Source organism: Streptomyces sp. NPDC030143 (genome assembly GCF_055573695.1).
In genome coordinates this window covers 317178-331569 of the sequence record NZ_JBVIAY010000002.1, presented here as the reverse complement: position 1 = coordinate 331569, position 14392 = coordinate 317178, and the positions used below count along the sequence as shown (strand labels likewise).

General features: G+C 74.1%; 13 protein-coding genes and 1 pseudogene. 7 read left to right on the top strand and 7 right to left on the bottom strand.

The features are described 5' to 3' along the window. Positions 1-68: 68 nt before the first annotated feature. The 3 genes and pseudogenes from ACZ4YY_RS04585 to ACZ4YY_RS04575 form a co-directional block, all read right to left on the bottom strand. Positions 69-521: a superoxide dismutase gene (locus ACZ4YY_RS04585; protein WP_468284344.1), complete on the bottom strand. Its 453-nt coding sequence runs from the start codon at positions 519-521 to the stop codon at positions 69-71. A gap of 90 nt (positions 522-611) precedes the next feature. Continuing rightward, positions 612-920 (bottom strand): annotated as a pseudogene (locus ACZ4YY_RS04580) (HoxN/HupN/NixA family nickel/cobalt transporter); the annotation flags it as partial. 166 nt (positions 921-1086) lie between these two features. After that, a complete protein-coding gene (locus ACZ4YY_RS04575; RefSeq protein ID WP_468283779.1) occupies positions 1087-2604 on the bottom strand; it encodes an IucA/IucC family protein in 1518 nt (505 codons plus the stop codon). 99 nt (positions 2605-2703) lie between these two features. On the opposite strand from ACZ4YY_RS04575, the gene ACZ4YY_RS04570 reads away from it, so the two are divergent. Genes ACZ4YY_RS04570 through ACZ4YY_RS04560 form a run of 3 tightly spaced genes read left to right on the top strand, consistent with a single transcriptional unit; the run spans position 2704 to position 6318 of the window. After that, on the top strand, positions 2704-4215 hold the full coding sequence (locus tag ACZ4YY_RS04570) for an IucA/IucC family protein (protein ID WP_468283777.1): 1512 nt from the start codon (positions 2704-2706) through the stop codon (positions 4213-4215). Positions 4216-4258: 43 nt separating this feature from the next. Further along, positions 4259-5521 carry a VWA domain-containing protein gene (locus ACZ4YY_RS04565; protein ID WP_468283775.1) on the top strand — a complete coding sequence of 421 codons (1263 nt, stop codon included), beginning with the start codon at positions 4259-4261 and terminating at the stop codon, positions 5519-5521. Further along, positions 5521-6318 carry a hypothetical protein gene (locus ACZ4YY_RS04560; protein ID WP_468283773.1) on the top strand — a complete coding sequence of 266 codons (798 nt, stop codon included), beginning with the start codon at positions 5521-5523 and terminating at the stop codon, positions 6316-6318. Before ACZ4YY_RS04565 ends, ACZ4YY_RS04560 begins: the two co-directional genes overlap by 1 nt. 53 nt (positions 6319-6371) lie before the next feature. Here the strand turns inward: ACZ4YY_RS04560 and ACZ4YY_RS04555 are convergent, their stop codons facing one another. Then, positions 6372-7001: a winged helix-turn-helix transcriptional regulator gene (locus ACZ4YY_RS04555; protein ID WP_468283771.1), complete on the bottom strand. Its 630-nt coding sequence runs from the start codon at positions 6999-7001 to the stop codon at positions 6372-6374. Positions 7002-7088: 87 nt separating this feature from the next. Here ACZ4YY_RS04555 and ACZ4YY_RS04550 point away from each other — a divergent pair, with 87 nt between their 5' ends. From ACZ4YY_RS04550 to ACZ4YY_RS04540, 3 genes are all read left to right on the top strand, one after another. Continuing rightward, a complete protein-coding gene (locus tag ACZ4YY_RS04550; protein WP_468283769.1) occupies positions 7089-8297 on the top strand; it encodes a pyridoxal phosphate-dependent aminotransferase in 1209 nt (402 codons plus the stop codon). Positions 8298-8763: 466 nt separating this feature from the next. Next, on the top strand, positions 8764-9402 hold the full coding sequence (locus ACZ4YY_RS04545; protein ID WP_468283767.1) for a hypothetical protein: 639 nt from the start codon (positions 8764-8766) through the stop codon (positions 9400-9402). Between the two features lie 58 nt (positions 9403-9460). Continuing rightward, positions 9461-9883, top strand: a complete 423-nt coding sequence (locus ACZ4YY_RS04540) for an acyl-CoA thioesterase (protein WP_468283765.1) — start codon at positions 9461-9463, stop codon at positions 9881-9883. 288 nt (positions 9884-10171) lie between these two features. On the opposite strand, the gene ACZ4YY_RS04535 is transcribed toward ACZ4YY_RS04540, so the two are convergent. Then, positions 10172-11023 (bottom strand): NAD(P)H-binding protein, encoded by an 852-nt coding sequence (locus ACZ4YY_RS04535; RefSeq protein WP_468283763.1) that lies wholly within the window; start codon positions 11021-11023, stop codon positions 10172-10174. 96 nt (positions 11024-11119) lie between these two features. Between ACZ4YY_RS04535 and ACZ4YY_RS04530 the strand changes: the two genes are divergently transcribed. After that, on the top strand, positions 11120-11917 hold the full coding sequence (locus ACZ4YY_RS04530) for an AraC family transcriptional regulator (protein WP_468283761.1): 798 nt from the start codon (positions 11120-11122) through the stop codon (positions 11915-11917). A 126-nt stretch (positions 11918-12043) separates the two neighbouring features. Here ACZ4YY_RS04530 and ACZ4YY_RS04525 read toward each other — a convergent pair whose 3' ends face one another. Both ACZ4YY_RS04525 and pucL read right to left on the bottom strand, forming a co-directional pair. Then, a complete protein-coding gene (locus tag ACZ4YY_RS04525) occupies positions 12044-13423 on the bottom strand; it encodes an 8-oxoguanine deaminase (protein ID WP_468283759.1) in 1380 nt (459 codons plus the stop codon). A 41-nt stretch (positions 13424-13464) separates the two neighbouring features. Next, complete coding sequence (gene pucL / locus ACZ4YY_RS04520) at positions 13465-14388, bottom strand: factor-independent urate hydroxylase (protein ID WP_468283757.1); 924 nt, start codon at positions 14386-14388, stop codon at positions 13465-13467. Between the last annotated feature and the right edge of the window lie 4 nt (positions 14389-14392).

Below are 14392 nucleotides of genomic sequence, written 5' to 3'. Positions count from 1 at the left end.
GCCGCCTGCCCGGTGACGGTTGAGAAGACGATCACGAGCAGGACGTCCGGGACGACGCGGCCACGTCGTCAGGGGGCGAGCAGCAGGCTGTCGCCGCGCTCCTTGGCTGCGGTGTGGCGGCGGGCGACGTCCCAGCCGGAGCCCTGCGTGGTCGCGGACGCCTTGGACAGCTGGGCCTTGAAACGGGCGAACGAGCCGAAGGACTCGGCGATGGCGTCCGCCAGCTCGCCGGCACCGTCCTCCTCCAGCGGCTCGCCGCCGCCGTCACCGGTCATGTTGTGCCAGTAGATCGAGTACAGGACGTGTCCGGAGAGGTGGAAGGCCAGGTTCTTCTCCAGGCCGTTGATCGACCCCCACGCCTCCTTGTCCCGTGCCTCGGCGAGCTGCTCCAGCGTGTCGTTGGCGCCCTTGACGTAGGCCGCGTGGTGCTTGTCGTGGTGCAGTTCGATGATTTCCGGGCTGATGACCGGCGCGAGGGCCGCGTAGTCGTACGGGAGCTCCGGGAGCGTGTAAACCGCCATGTCCAACGCCCTCCGCCTTATTGCCACCCATGTGCAACTGCACGCTAGCAGCAATAGAGGCGGGGTGTGATCAGTTCTGGTTCCCGGACCGGCGGGCCGTGTCGCGCGGGCGGGGAGCGCGGTCCACTTCTCCTCGATCCGTCCGACCTTCCACACCAGCGGCGCCACCGCCCCGGTGGCGAAGAACAGTCCCACGATCACGTAGCCGACGGCGTTGAGGTCGAGGCCGCCGATCCAGTCCCAGAACGGGCCGTGCAGACGGGCCCGGTCGGCGACCGGGCCGAGCAGTTCGACGGTGCCGACGACCAGGGCTGCGGCCACGGACAGGCCGGTGACGGTGAGGTTGTAGTAGACCTTGCGGACCGGCTGGGAGAACGCCCAGCCGTAGGCGAAGTTCATGACGCCCCGGGGCCCCTCGCGTCAGGCCGGCCGGCGTGCGGCGGCCGGCCGCCGGGGCGGCCCCGGGGCCCGTCCGACGCCTCCCCTCCCGGTGCCCGCCGGCCGGGGCGGGCGGTGGCCCGTCCGAACGCCTCCCCCCTGCTCCGCGAGGCCTGGCGGCCGGGCCCTATGCCGTGGCCAGGGGGTTGGGCAGGGGCAGGTAGCGGGCGTCGGCGCCGTCGGCGCCCGTCCAGCGCAGCAGGAGGTTGGTCTTGCCGGGCAGGACCGGTGCCGTGAGCAGTGCCGCCGCCTCGGGCAGGGCGTTCCGGGCGAACTCCCGGCGGGCGGCCGGCCAGGGGTCGAAACCGGGGTGCCGCTCGGCGAGGGCGGCCGCGATCTCGCACAGGTGGTTGACGACCAGGCAGTAGACGAGGCGTTCCCAGCCGGCGGCCCGGGACACCTCCGGCAGCAGCTTGACGCCCTCGGCGTCCCGGTACAGCGCCTGGGCGGGCGTGCCGTCGGCGTCGACGGCGACCAGCGTGTTCTGCAGGTGCGCCTCCAGGACGACGCCGTGGTCGGCGAAGGCGGCGAGGGCGGGCGGCACGACGGCCCGCAGGTACGCCCGCCACCAGGTGGCGGGGTCGGTCGTGGTGTGGAGCGGGCTGCCCGTGAAGCCCTCCACGAGGCCGGCGGCGAGCAGTGGCGTGCTGCCGGGGCGGACGTGGTCGCGCAGGCCGTCGCGGACCAGGACGGCGAGTTCCTCGAAGGCGAAGTCGGCGGTGCGGTAGCCGCGGTCGCTCAGCCAGGCGGCGCCCGTGTCCCCGGCGGCGAACGCGCGGGCGGCCGCCGCGTCGGTGCGGCGGAGTCTGAGCAGGTCGTGGCGCCACAGCCGGCGGATGTCGTTGGTGATGCGGACGTCGAGGCTGAACTTCAGGAACAGGTCCCGTCCTGGTGCGTACACGGTGCGGATCGCTGCGGTCGGCCAGGTGTCGAAGCCGGTCGTGCCCAGCCGGATCAGGGTGCCGTCGGCGAACGCCCGGTCGAGGCCGACCAGGTCGAGCTGCCAGGGGTGTGCGGGCAGCAGCCGGTAGCCGGGCGGGGCCTCGCCGAGGGCGTCCAGCGCCGAGGTGTCGCCCTCCTCGACCACCCGGTCCTCGCGCAGGCCGAGCAGCACCAGCGGGAAGCGGGCGTGCGCCTCGGGGGCGTACGGCAGCCAGTCGGCGACCGGGCCGCCGCCGCGCGCCTTGGGGGCCGGGTGGTGGGGGTGGCCGGTGATCAGGGACTGCTCGGAGAGCAGGTAGGGGTCGGCGGGCGGGGTGGCCCGCGCGCGTGCGGTGAGCAGGGCGGCGACCGCGTCCCTGCTGTCGAGCATCTCGGCGGGCTGCCCGTGCGGGGACAGGCCGGTGAGGCGGTGCAGCTCCCCGGCGACGAGTGCCACGAGTGCGGCGTGGTCGAGGCGGTGCCAGGCGCCGTCCGCGCGCACCTCGGGTTCGGCGGGCCGCCGGGTGCCGCGCACCCGCAGCAGACGGCCGCCGGCGGGCAGCCGGTACACGGCGCGGCCGTCCTGCCCGGGAGGAAGGGGTTCGGCGACCTCCCGCAGGAGGCAGTTCAGCAGCGGCGCGGCCGCGTGGGCGTCGGCCAGGCGGTCGACGTCGTCGGTGCCGGCGGCACGGGTGCCGTCGGCGGGTGGGGGGATGAGATCCACGCGTACTCGTTCCCTACGGTTTCTTCCGGGCGGAGACGATCAGTATCGCTGGCGTCACGGCCCGCCCCGACGTCCTACTCGTACCCGAGGAGCCCGCCCGTGCACCGTCCCCCCTCCGCAGAGGCCGAGGTGGCCGCCGACCTCGCCGTCGTGCGTCCCGCGCTCGGGCCGCGCTACGCCGCCGAGCTGCCCGGCGCCCGCGCGGCCGTGCTGACGCGGCTGTGGCGCGCTCTCACCCATGAGCCGCTGCCGTGGATCGCGTCCCGCGAGCGGGGCCGCGAGGGGCTCACGCTGCGTCTGTCGGACGGGCGTCGGCTGCACGGCCCGCACCCGGACCCCTACGCGACGTCCGCGTACGTGGCCTCCGTCCGTCTGGACCGGGTGGCGTACGACGATCCCGCGCGGCTGCTGACGGACCTGGCGGTGCCGCACGGCGCGGGTCTCGCGGCCGAAGTCGGGCACAGCACGGCGTCGTTGGCGCTGTCACGGGCCGGGCAGGGGCAGGGGCGGGCACAGGGGTGGCCGGAGCACGACTGGGAGTGGGAGCAGCGGGTGGTCGACGGGCATCCGTACCACCCCAACTGCCGTTCCCGGCCCGGGTTCTCGGTCGCCGAGCAGCTGGCGTACGGGCCGGAGCACCGGCCGGCCGCGGTGCGGCTGGGGCTGCTGCCGGTGCCGGCCGGCGAGTGCCTGGTCTCGGGCGAGTGGCCCGGGGAGCTGCGGGACGCGGGACGGCTGCTGATCCCGGTGCACCCGTGGCAGGCGGCGCACGTGCTGAAGCGGGGGTGCGAGCGGGGCGTGGACGCGCATCCGCTGATGTCGCTGCGGACGCTGGCGCTGCCGGACGGGCGGCACGTCAAGACCGCGCTGAGCGCCCGGCTGACGTCGTCGGTGCGCGACATCTCGGTCGGCTCGGTCGCCTCCTCGGCGGCCCTGTCGGCGTTCGCGCAGACCCTCACGGCCCACACGGACGGTCTGCTGCACATGACCCGCACACTGGGCGCGGTCACCGCCGACTCCCCCGACCTGGCGGCCGTGTTGCGTGAGTCGCCGGCGGTGTACGGGGGGCCGGGCGAGCACGTCGTACCGGTGGCCGCCCTGCCGGCCACCGGCCTGACCGCGTCCGCCGCCTGGTCGGCGCGGTTCGCGCGGCTCGCGCTCACGGTGGGGCTGCGGCTGCTGGAGCTGGGGGTGGCGCTGGAGGCGCACGGGCAGAACCTGCTGGTCGTGCTGTCGGCGTCGGGCGCGCCGCTGCGGCTGGTCTACCGCGACCTCGCCGACGTCCGGGTCAGCCCGGCCCGGCTGGCCCGGCACGGCCTGCCGGTGCCGGAGCTGCCCTCGCGGATCCTCACGGACGACGTGACGGCGCTGCGGCGCAAGCTGTTCGGTTCGCTGGTGGGCGGTGCGCTGGCCGGGGCGACCGGGAGCCGGCGGGCCCTGCGGGCGGCGCTGGCGGGGGCGGTGCCGCGGGTGCCGGACACTCCGGACCTGGCGGCGCTGCGCGCGCAGCCGCTGCCCGCGAAGGCGTTGACACTGATGCGGCTGTCGCCGGGGAGCGCCGGGGACCAGTGGGCGGAGCTGCCCAATCCGCTGGTGGCCGGGGAGGACTGACCCCGTTTTGTGGCGGGAGACCTCGGATCAATAGGATCCGCCGATGATCAGAACACAACGGCTGGCGGCGGGCGTCTGCGCCCTGCTCGCCGCGCTCACGGCCGGGATCGCGTTCCCGTCCGGTGCGGTCGCCGACGAGACCACAGCCAGCGCGCCGAAGGTGAACCTGGTCCTCGACGTCAGCGGTTCGATGCGCACGAAGGACATCGACGGCGGGACGCGGATGGCCGCGGCCAAGCAGGCGTTCAACGAGGTGCTGGACGCCACCCCCGAGGAGGTCCGGCTCGGCATCCGCACCCTCGGCGCCAACTACCCGGGCGACGACCGCAACACCGGCTGCAAGGACACCGCGCAGCTCTACCCGGTCGGCCCTCTGGACCGTACCGAGGCGAAGGCGGCCGTCGCGACGCTGTCCCCCACCGGCTGGACGCCGATCGGGCCCGCCCTGCTGAAGGCGGCCGGCGACCTCGACGGCGGCACCGGCTCCAAGCGCATCGTGCTGATCAGTGACGGCGAGGACACCTGCGCGCCGCTCGACCCGTGCGAGGTGGCCCGCGAGATCGCCGCCAAGGGCATCGGCCTGACCATCGACACCCTCGGCCTGGTGCCCAACGTCAAGATGCGGCAGCAGCTCAGCTGCATCGCCGAGGCGACCGGCGGCACCTACACCTCGGTCGAGCACACCGACGAACTCGCCGACAAGGTGAACCAGTTGGTGGACCGCGCGGCCGACCCGGTGGTGACGCCGGTCGCCACGCGGGGCGCCGACTCGTGCGCCGAGGCGCCGACGCTGAAGTCGGGCCTGTACACCGACCGCGAGGAGTTCGGCCAGCAGCGCTGGTACCGGGTCGACGTCGACCCGGGCCAGGAGCTGCGCGCCTCGGTGAGCGTGTCGGCGGACCGCGCGATGAACCCCGACCACGGGGTGCTGCTGCGGGCGGTCACCGTGCACGGCCGGGAGATCGTGCGCGGCGAGGCCGCGGGCCGCGGCCGCACCGACGTCGTCTCCACCGGTCTGCGCTACCCGAAGGCGGAGAGCGACGAGGACGGGGCACCGGCCGAGACGGTGTGCCTGCAGGTGACCAACTCCTTCTCCGCCGCCTCCGGGGTGAAGACCACGCCCGGTATGCCGCTGGAGCTGACCGTGGACGTGGTCGACAGCCCCTCGCAGGCGAGCGACGTGGCCTCCTTCGGCCTCGGCCGCGGCTGGTGGCTGCTGGGCGTCCTGGTGCTCGTCGGCTTCCTCGCGGGTCTGGTCTGGGGCTGGCTGTCGCGCTGGCGTGTCGCGGTCTGGAGGACCAACTGATGCGGATCACACGTGTGATGAGCACTGCCCTGCTGGCGCTGGGCCTGGCGGCCGCTCCCGCCGCGGCCGACTCCACGCCGTCGCCGAGCCCGTCCGGGGACGCTTCCGCGCCCCGCTCGGCGGGCACGTCGTTCCGTACGGCGACGGAGGTCGAGCAGGGGCAGACGGCCACCGCGAGCGCCTCCAGCGGTGACTACCTGTACTGGTCGTTCCCGGCCGACGCGGAACAACGGCCCACCGTCCGGGCGACGGTGAAGCTGCCGCAGGCACACACCGGCCAGACCTGGCAGGTGGACGTCTACGACGGCCTGCGCCGCCGCCAGGCCTGCCAGTACGGCGCCCAGACGCGCACCGCCGCCCCGGGCACCGCCTCCCTGGAACTGGCCTGTGTCCTGCGCACGGTCCGCGCCTGGGCGGAACCGTGGGCGAACGACCCGCTGCCGGGCACCTACTACGTCCGGCTGACCGCCCTCGGCCTGAAGACGGCCGACCTCGGTCTGCCGGTCGACGCCGAACTGCGGGTGGACTCCAAGGACATCGGCGGCTCGGCGGCGGTGGACGGCCGGCTGGCCGAGCCGCTGGTGCCGGGTGTCGCCGTCACCCCGGCGGCTCAGAAGCAGGAGGACTCCGCCGTCCTGTCGAGCATCGAGCCCGAGGACGGCTGGGCGTCCGGCTGGTGGTCCGACCGCTGGGTGTGGACGGCGGTCGGCGCGGTGCTGGCCGCGCTCGCCGGGATCGGCGGATACACGCTGACCCGCGGTTCGGGACGGCCCACGCGGGTCCCGCCGGCCGCGTGAGGAGTACCTGACGTTCGATCAGAAGGCCCGCCCCGAGCGGGCCTTCTGCCGTCTCACGCCTCCCGGAGCGCCTTGGCCAGGGCACCCTCGCCGCCCACCTCGACCCGGCCCGCGCGGACCGCGTCCGGCAGGGTCAGCGCCCCGCGCGCCAGAGCCGCGCAGGTGCCGGTGTCCAGGACGAGCCGGGCGTCGGGTTCCGCGGGCGCGGGCCCGTCGCCGTACACGGGTCCCTCGGCGGCACCGGCGTACACATGGAAGTTCCCTTCCTCCAGTTGGACTTCGACGAGCCCGCCCTCCCCCTCCAGCGCGCGCAGCAACGGCAGCGCGAACCAGTGCGCCCGGACGGCGTCGGTGGGCCGCCGCTCCCCCAGCTCGGCCTGTCCCCACTCCCCCAGCGCCTGGAGCACGGGCATCAACTCCCGGCCCCGGTCGGTGAGTTCGTACACGTAGGCCGCACCGGGCGGGGCGAGGCGCCGGCGCCGGGCGAGCCCGTCGCGTTCCATGTCCTTCAGCCGCGAGGCGAGTACGTCCGTGCTCACGCCCGGCAGGTCGGCGTGCAGGTCGGTGTAGCGGCGCGGGCCGGCGAGCAGCTCCCGGACGATCAGCAGGGTCCAGCGGTCGCCGACGACGTCGAGCGCGCGGGCGGCGGAACAGTACTGGTCGTAGCTTCGGCGAGGTGGCATGCGACGCAGTCTAGACATGTCGTTGGACTTTCCAAGCTGGAACTTGGTAAAACCAAGCAACACCAGATACCGGAGGGGCGAGCGCGCATGGAGTTCCGGCAGTCGAACAAGCTCAGCGAGGTCTGCTACGAGATCCGCGGCCCGGTGATCGAGCACGCCAACGCACTGGAGGAGGCGGGCCACAGCGTCCTGCGCCTGAACACCGGCAATCCCGCGCTGTTCGGTTTCGAGGCGCCGGAGGAGATCCTCCAGGACATGATCCGGATGCTGCCGCGGGCGCACGGCTACACGGACTCGCGGGGCGTGCTCTCCGCCCGCCGGGCGGTCGCCCAGCGCTACCAGACCCGGGGCCTGGAGGTCGACGTCGACGACGTCTTCCTCGGCAACGGCGTCTCGGAGCTGGTCTCCATGGCCGTACAGGCCCTGGTCGAGGACGGCGACGAGATCCTGATCCCGGCCCCCGACTTCCCGCTGTGGACGGCGGTCACGACCCTCGCGGGCGGCAAGGCGGTCCACTACCTGTGCGACGAACAGGCCGACTGGTACCCGGACCTGGACGACATGGCCTCGAAGATCACCGACCGGACCAAGGCCGTCGTGATCATCAACCCGAACAACCCCACCGGGGCCGTCTACCCGAAGGAGATCCTCGAGGGCATCCTCGACCTGGCCCGCCGGCACGGTCTGATGGTCTTCGCCGACGAGATCTACGACCAGATCCTCTACGACGACGCCGTCCACCACTCGGCCGCCGCCCTCGCCCCCGACCTGGTGGTGCTGACCTTCTGCGGTCTGTCCAAGACCTACCGGGTGGCCGGCTTCCGCTCGGGCTGGCTGGTGGTCACCGGCCCCCGGCAGCACGCCAGGGACTACCTGGAGGGCCTCACCATGCTGGCCTCCATGCGCCTGTGCGCCAACGCGCCCGCCCAGTACGCCATCCAGGCCGCGCTCGGCGGCCGCCAGTCCATCCACGAGCTGACCGCGCCGGGCGGCCGGCTGCGCGAGCAGCGGGACGTCGTCTTCGAGAGGCTCAACGAGATCCCGGGTGTGTCCTGTGTGAAGCCCAAGGGCGCGCTGTACGCCTTCCCGCGGCTCGACCCCGCGGTGCACCGCATCCACGACGACGAGAAGTTCGTCCTGGACCTGCTGCTGCGGGAGAAGATCCAGGTCGTCCAGGGCACCGGCTTCAACTGGCCCACCCCCGACCACTTCCGCATCCTCACCCTGCCGCACGCGGAGGACCTGGAGGCGGCGATCGGACGGATCGGGCGGTTCCTCAGCGGGTACCGGCAGTAGCACCGGCCGGGCTGTGCCGGCCCAAGGGGTCCTGCCCCGGAACGAGCACCTGGCCGGGACGGCCGCCCAGCCCGGCACCGGCAGGGCCTGCGCCGAGCGATCCCGTGGACGGCGCCGGCACGCCGGCTCGGGCGCGGTGGCGCGCGGACGGCCTGATCGCCGGCCGTCGGGCATCCGGCCGGATGCCCGACGGCCGAACCGGCGGGGACGTGGTGCCGGGCGGCCCCGGTCCGGGACGCGGGCGGCGTTGTCGGTGCCGGGTCGTAGGCTGCGGGCAGGAGTCAGGGCTCCGAACAAGAGGGGAGGCCGTTCAGCTCGCGGCGTCCGGTGCGTGCGATCGCAAGGCGCCGGAAGCTCCTCCTAGCGGAGCTGCCAGGGGCTCTCGGCAACGCGGCGAGCGTGCGTGCCAGGCGTCGCGAGCCGGGCTCCCTTTTTGTTCGGAGCTCTCAAGGGAAGGGGACATGCCGTGACGCGACCGCCGACCGCCGCTCAGCGGCGGGTGATCGACGCCGCCGACCCGGTCACCGGGCGGCTGCGGGGCACGCCGGCACAGCTCGCGGCGCTCGTCGGGCGGGGGCTGGCCTTCCGCCACCCGCGTCCGCCGCACGACCACTTCCTGACACCGGCCGGCCACCGGGTGAGGGAGGCGGTGCCCGAACCCGAGCCCCGGTCCGCGCCCGCGCCGCCGCCGGAGCCGGACACCGGGGTGTTCGCCGCGCGGGTCGGCGGCGAGGAGCGGCCGGACACCCGGCCGTCGCGCCCGCGTGAGGTGCACAGTGCCTGGCAGGGGCTGCTGGAGTTGCGCCGGATGACCAACCCCGACGGGGCGACCGGCCGGCCGTGCGGCTGGGAGCGCACGCATCTCGTCCAGGCCGCCGCGCTCGCGCTGGAGGCGGCCGGACACCGCCCCGCCGGACCCGGCGGCGAGGACGGCTACCGGGTGCGGGCGACCCCGCAGCCGGAGGCCGTCGCGGTGCGCGGACCGGACGACGGGACGCTCACGGCCTGCGCTGCGACACTGGAGAAGGCGGGCTGGCAGGTCGGCGAGCACACCGACCCCCGGACCCGGGCGCGCTATCTGCTGGCTTCCCCTCGCCGGGTGTGAGGGGCATGCCAAGATCGCCGGACAGACATCGATTTCTCGTCGACGAGCAGGGGAAGCAGTGAGCGAGCCGTTCTCCGTCCGGGTCACCGTCCGCGGCTACGAGACCGACGTACAGGGCCACCTCAACCAGGCCGTCTACATCAACTACGCGGAACACGCACGCTGGTCGCTGCTCCAGGCGGCGGGCATCACCCAGGCCGGGCTGATCGGCCGGGGTGTCGGACCCGTCGCGCTGGAGACGACCATCCGCTACCGGCGCGAGCTCGTCGCCGGTGACGAGGTCGACGTGACGTGCGCCTTCGAGTGGGGCGACGGCAAGACGTTCCGCATCGAGCAGACCATCCGCAAGGCGGACGGCACGGTCGCGGCCGAGCTGACGGCCGTCGGCGGGCTGCTGGACCTCAAGGAGCGGCGGATGGTGGCCGACCCGCGGGACCGCTTCAAGGAACTGGCGGCCGATCCGAGCCTGTTCGGCCTCTGACCGGGACCGCCGAACCGGACCCCGCGTCCCTCGCGCCACCGGCCGGCGGGGGTGCGGCCCGGAGACTCCCGCCGGAGCCACCCGGTCACCCGGGTCCCGGTCCACTTGTCCCCGGCTCCCGCCAGGCGGACGGTCTCCGGCCGGTACCGGACGCCGGCCGACCGGCCGCATCGCAGGTCCGCCGCACGGAAGCCCGCCCCCCGGAAGCCTGCCGCACGAAGGCCCGCCGCACGGCGGTCGCCGCACGGCGGTCGGCGGCGCCGGGGTCTGCCGCCGCGGCCGACCGGGTCACCCCGTCCCGAACGCGCCCCGGTGGTCGCGTGCCCACTCCCGGTACGTCCGCGCCGGGCGGCCCAGCAGCCGCGGGACGTCCTCAGTGACGACGGCGTTGCGGCCCGCGCGCACGAAGGCGTTGCCGCCCAGGACGCCCTCCGCCTGCGCGGGTGAGAGCCCCCAGGCACGCAGGTGCTCACGCGTCTCGTGCGGCGAGAGGTCGCGGGTGGCCACCGGACGGCCCAGCAGCTCGGCGAGGACGGCGGCCTGCCCGGGCACCCCGATCGTCTCCGGCCCGGTCAGGGTGTACGTCCGTCCCGTGAGCCGCCCGTCGAGGAGCACCCGCGCCGCCGCCTCGGACACGTCCCGCGGGTCGATCACGCCCTGCCGGCCGTCGCCGGTCATGTTCGGCACCGGCTCGCCCGCCCCGATCGCCCGCGCCCAGGCCAGCGTGTTGGAGGCGAAGGAGGAGGGGCGCAGGACCGCCCACTCGGCGCCGCTCTCCCGCACGGCCCGCTCGCCGGCGAGGTGCCAGGTGCCGGAGGGTCCCACGTCCGGGTCGCCCGTCGCGATCGCCGAGAGTTTCACCAGGCGGCGCACGCCCGCTGCCCGGGCCGCGTCGACCAGCACCCGGTCGTACTCCGCGTCCGGCCCGGGCACGCCGACCAGGAAGGCGGCCGTCACCCCGGCCGTCGCCGCCTCCAGGGAGCCGGGGTCGCGGTAGTCCCCCCGCGTCACCTCCGCACCCGGGGGCACGGTCGCCGCGGCCGGGTCGCGGACCAGGGCGCGCACCTTCTCGCCGCGCGCCGCCAACCGCCGTACGAGTTCACTGCCGATGGTGCCCGTGGCACCGGTCACAAGGATCATGCCCCTCACGGTCGCGGCCGGTCCCGCCGCGGCTCTAGGAAATTCCGGCACGCTCCGGCCGGCCCGCCGGGCGCGTGCCGCGCTTACGGTGGTGGGGTGACCGACGCCCTCGCCGAAGACCGCCTTCCGCTTGCCGACGCGCTGCGCCCGTGGATCTCCGAGATCGCCTCGGTACGGGTCACGGGGCCGGTGCGGGACGCCTTCACCCACGTTCCGGACAGCGCGACGCAGGTGGTGGTGCGGGTCGAGGACGACGGGCGGCGCGAGACGGTGGTCGTCGGGCCGCGCACCCGGGCCGCGTACCACGCGGACGCGGACGGCCGGGCGGTGTCGTGCGTGCGGCTGCGCCTCGGACCGGGGGCGGCGCGCCCGCTGTTGGGCGTACCGGCGGTGGACCTCGTAGGCCGGGTCGTGCCGCTGTCGGACCTGCCGTCCGCGACGGCCCGGCGGCTGGCGCGCGCACTCGCGCGGGCGGAAGGCGAGCGGGAGGGTTGGGTGGACCGCCTGGCGGACGTGCTCCCGGCCCCCGCCGTCCGCTCCCGCGACCGGCTGTTGCGGGATGCGGTGGACGCGCTGTCCACCCGCCGCGACCGCGCCCCGGCCCCCGTGCGGGACGTCGCCCGGCAACTCGCCGTCAGCGAGCGCCACTTGCGCAACCTCTTCGCCGACGGCGTCGGCGTCTCCCCCAAGCACTACGCCCGCATCCACCGCGTACGGCACCTGCTGGCCCACGCGGCCACCGCCCCGTGGGCCGATCTCGCCGCCGCCACCGGCTACTACGACCAGTCGCACATGACGGCCGACTTCCGCACCCTGATGGGTGTGCCGCCCCGGGCGTTCTTCGCGGGCCGGATACCGCCGGCCACGCCGTGCCGGCCGGCCCGGCTGCGCTGAACGGGGTGGGAGGAGGCCGGGACCGGAAGTGAGGGACGGGGTGGGGGCCGTGCCCGGGGCGCGCTCCACGCGCCCCGGGCACGGCTTCCGGTCGAGGGCCGTCCCCCTCGACCGGAGTCCGGGGGGTCAGCCCTGTGCGGCGACGCGGGCGAGCCGCTGCGCCTCGTCCCGCGTGGAACGGGCGATCGCGTCCTCGTCGGCGGTCAGCAGCCGTCCGTCCTCGACGATCTGGCGGCCGTTCACGAAGGAGGCCGTGACCGGGGCCGCCGCGCCGAAGACCAGCGCGGTGACCGGGTCGGCGATGGAGGCGTGGGCGAGGGTGTCCAGCCTCCACAGCACGAGGTCGGCGAGCTTGCCCGGCTCCAGGGAGCCGACGTCCCCGGCGCGGCCGAGGACCTGGGCGCCGCCGTAGGTGCCCAGGCGCAGTGCCTGACGGGCGTTCAGGGCGGCCTCGCGGTGGCTGCCGAGGCGGTTGATGAGCAGCGCGTTGCGCAACTCGGTGTGCAGTTCGCCCGACTCGTTGGACGCGGTGCCGTCGACGCCGAGGCCGACGGGGACGCCGGCCGCGAGCATGTCGGGGACGCGGGCGATGCCGGCCGCGAGCCGGGCGTTGGACGAGGGGCAGTGGGCGACACCGGTCCTCGTCCGGGCGAAGGCCTGGATGTCGGAGTCGTTCATGTGGACGCAGTGCGCCATCCACACGTCCTCGCCGAGCCAGCCGGTGGACTGGAAGTAGTCGGTCGGGCCCATGCCGAACAGCTCGTGGCAGAACTTCTCCTCCTCGACCGTCTCCGAGCCGTGGGTGTGCAGCCTCACGCCGAGGCGGCGGGCCAGTTCGGCGCCCTGCCTGAGCAGTTCGGTGGAGACGGAGAAGGGCGAGCAGGGGGCGACGGCGACCTGGGTCATCGCGTCGGAGGAGGCGTCGTGGTGCCGACGGACGGTCTCCTCGGTGGCGGCCAGCGCGCCCTCGAGGGTCTCGACGGCGAAGTCCGGGGGCAGGCCGCCGTCCTTCTCGCTGCGGTCCATGGAGCCGCGGGCGAGGGTGAAGCGGACGCCCATGTCGCGGGCGGCGCCGATGATGGCGCCGGACAGGTCGCCGGAACCGCGGGGGAACACGTAGTGGTGGTCCATGGCGGTGGTGACTCCGCCGCGGGCCATCATCGCGAGCGAGCCCTGCGCGGCCGCGCGGACCATCGGCTCGTCGATGCGCGCCCAGGTCGGGTACAGCGCGACGAGCCAGTCGAAGAGGTTGTGGTCCGTGGCCAGGCCGCGGGTGATCCACTGGTAGAAGTGGTGGTGGGTGTTGACCAGCCCCGGGGTGACGAGGTGGCCGGTGGCGTCGATGCGGCGTACGACGTTCTCCAGGCCCTCGGGGGCACGGCCCGCGCCGAGCGACTCGATGCGGTTGCCGGCGAGGACGACGTGCCCGTCGGCGTACTCGGTGTCGTGGGCGTCGACGGTCGCGACGGCACAGTTCTCGATGACGATGCGCTGGGCTGCTGCCATGGTTCTTCCTTGTTCGTTGCGGGGAGAGGGCACGGCAGGGCTCACAGGTTGGTGAGGTCCACCGGGATCCTCGCCTCGCAGCCGTCCCGCAGGATCGTGGCCTCGATCAGGCCGTAGGGGCGGTCGGCGGCGATGTACACCTCGTTGTCGTTCGTCAGCCCGAACGGCTCCAGGTCCACCAGGAAGTGGTGCTTGTTCGGGAGGGAGAAGCGGACCTCGTCGATCTCGCTCCGGTGGTCGATGATCCGCGCGCCCATCTGGTACAGCGTCTGCTGGAGCGAGAGCGAGTAGGTCTCGGCGAAGGCCTGGAGCATGTGCTTCCTCGTCTGCTCGTACGACCTCTCCCAGTCCGGCGTCTCCTGCTCGTCGTCGGACCAGCCGAACCGCCAGCGGCCGGACACCTGGGTGGCGAGGATGCGGTCGTAGGCCTCGGGCAGGGTCGTGTACTTGTCCTTGACGTAGCCCCGGAACTCGGAGTCGGTCGAGTTCATCACGACGAGGTCCTTCAGGCCGGAGACGACCTCCCACGCGCTGCCGTCGTAGGTGATCTGGGTCAGTCGGGTCTCCTGGCCCTTGCGGACGAAGGAGTGCCCGACCTCGTCGTCGCCGACGGGCCGCGAGTCGGCGCCGGAGGTCCCGATCCGCTCCCAGGCGTACTCCTCGATGCGGATGCGGGCGCGGTGGATCGGCTCCTGGCTGGTCACGAAGTGGCGCGCGAGGTGGATGCCGAACTGCTCGGCGGACTCGATGCCGTACTCCTTGGCGAACGCGAACACCGTGTTCTTGGTGGTGTCGGTCGGCAGGACGTGGGCGTTGGAGCCGGAGTAGTGGACCTCGTCCATGTCGCCGCTCAGCGACACGGAGACGTTCAGGTCCTTGATGTGGTGGGTGGCGCCGTCCCGCGTGATCTTGACGACTCGGTTCTCGGCCTTGCCGTACTGGTTCTGTCCCAGAAGGGTGGGCATCTCT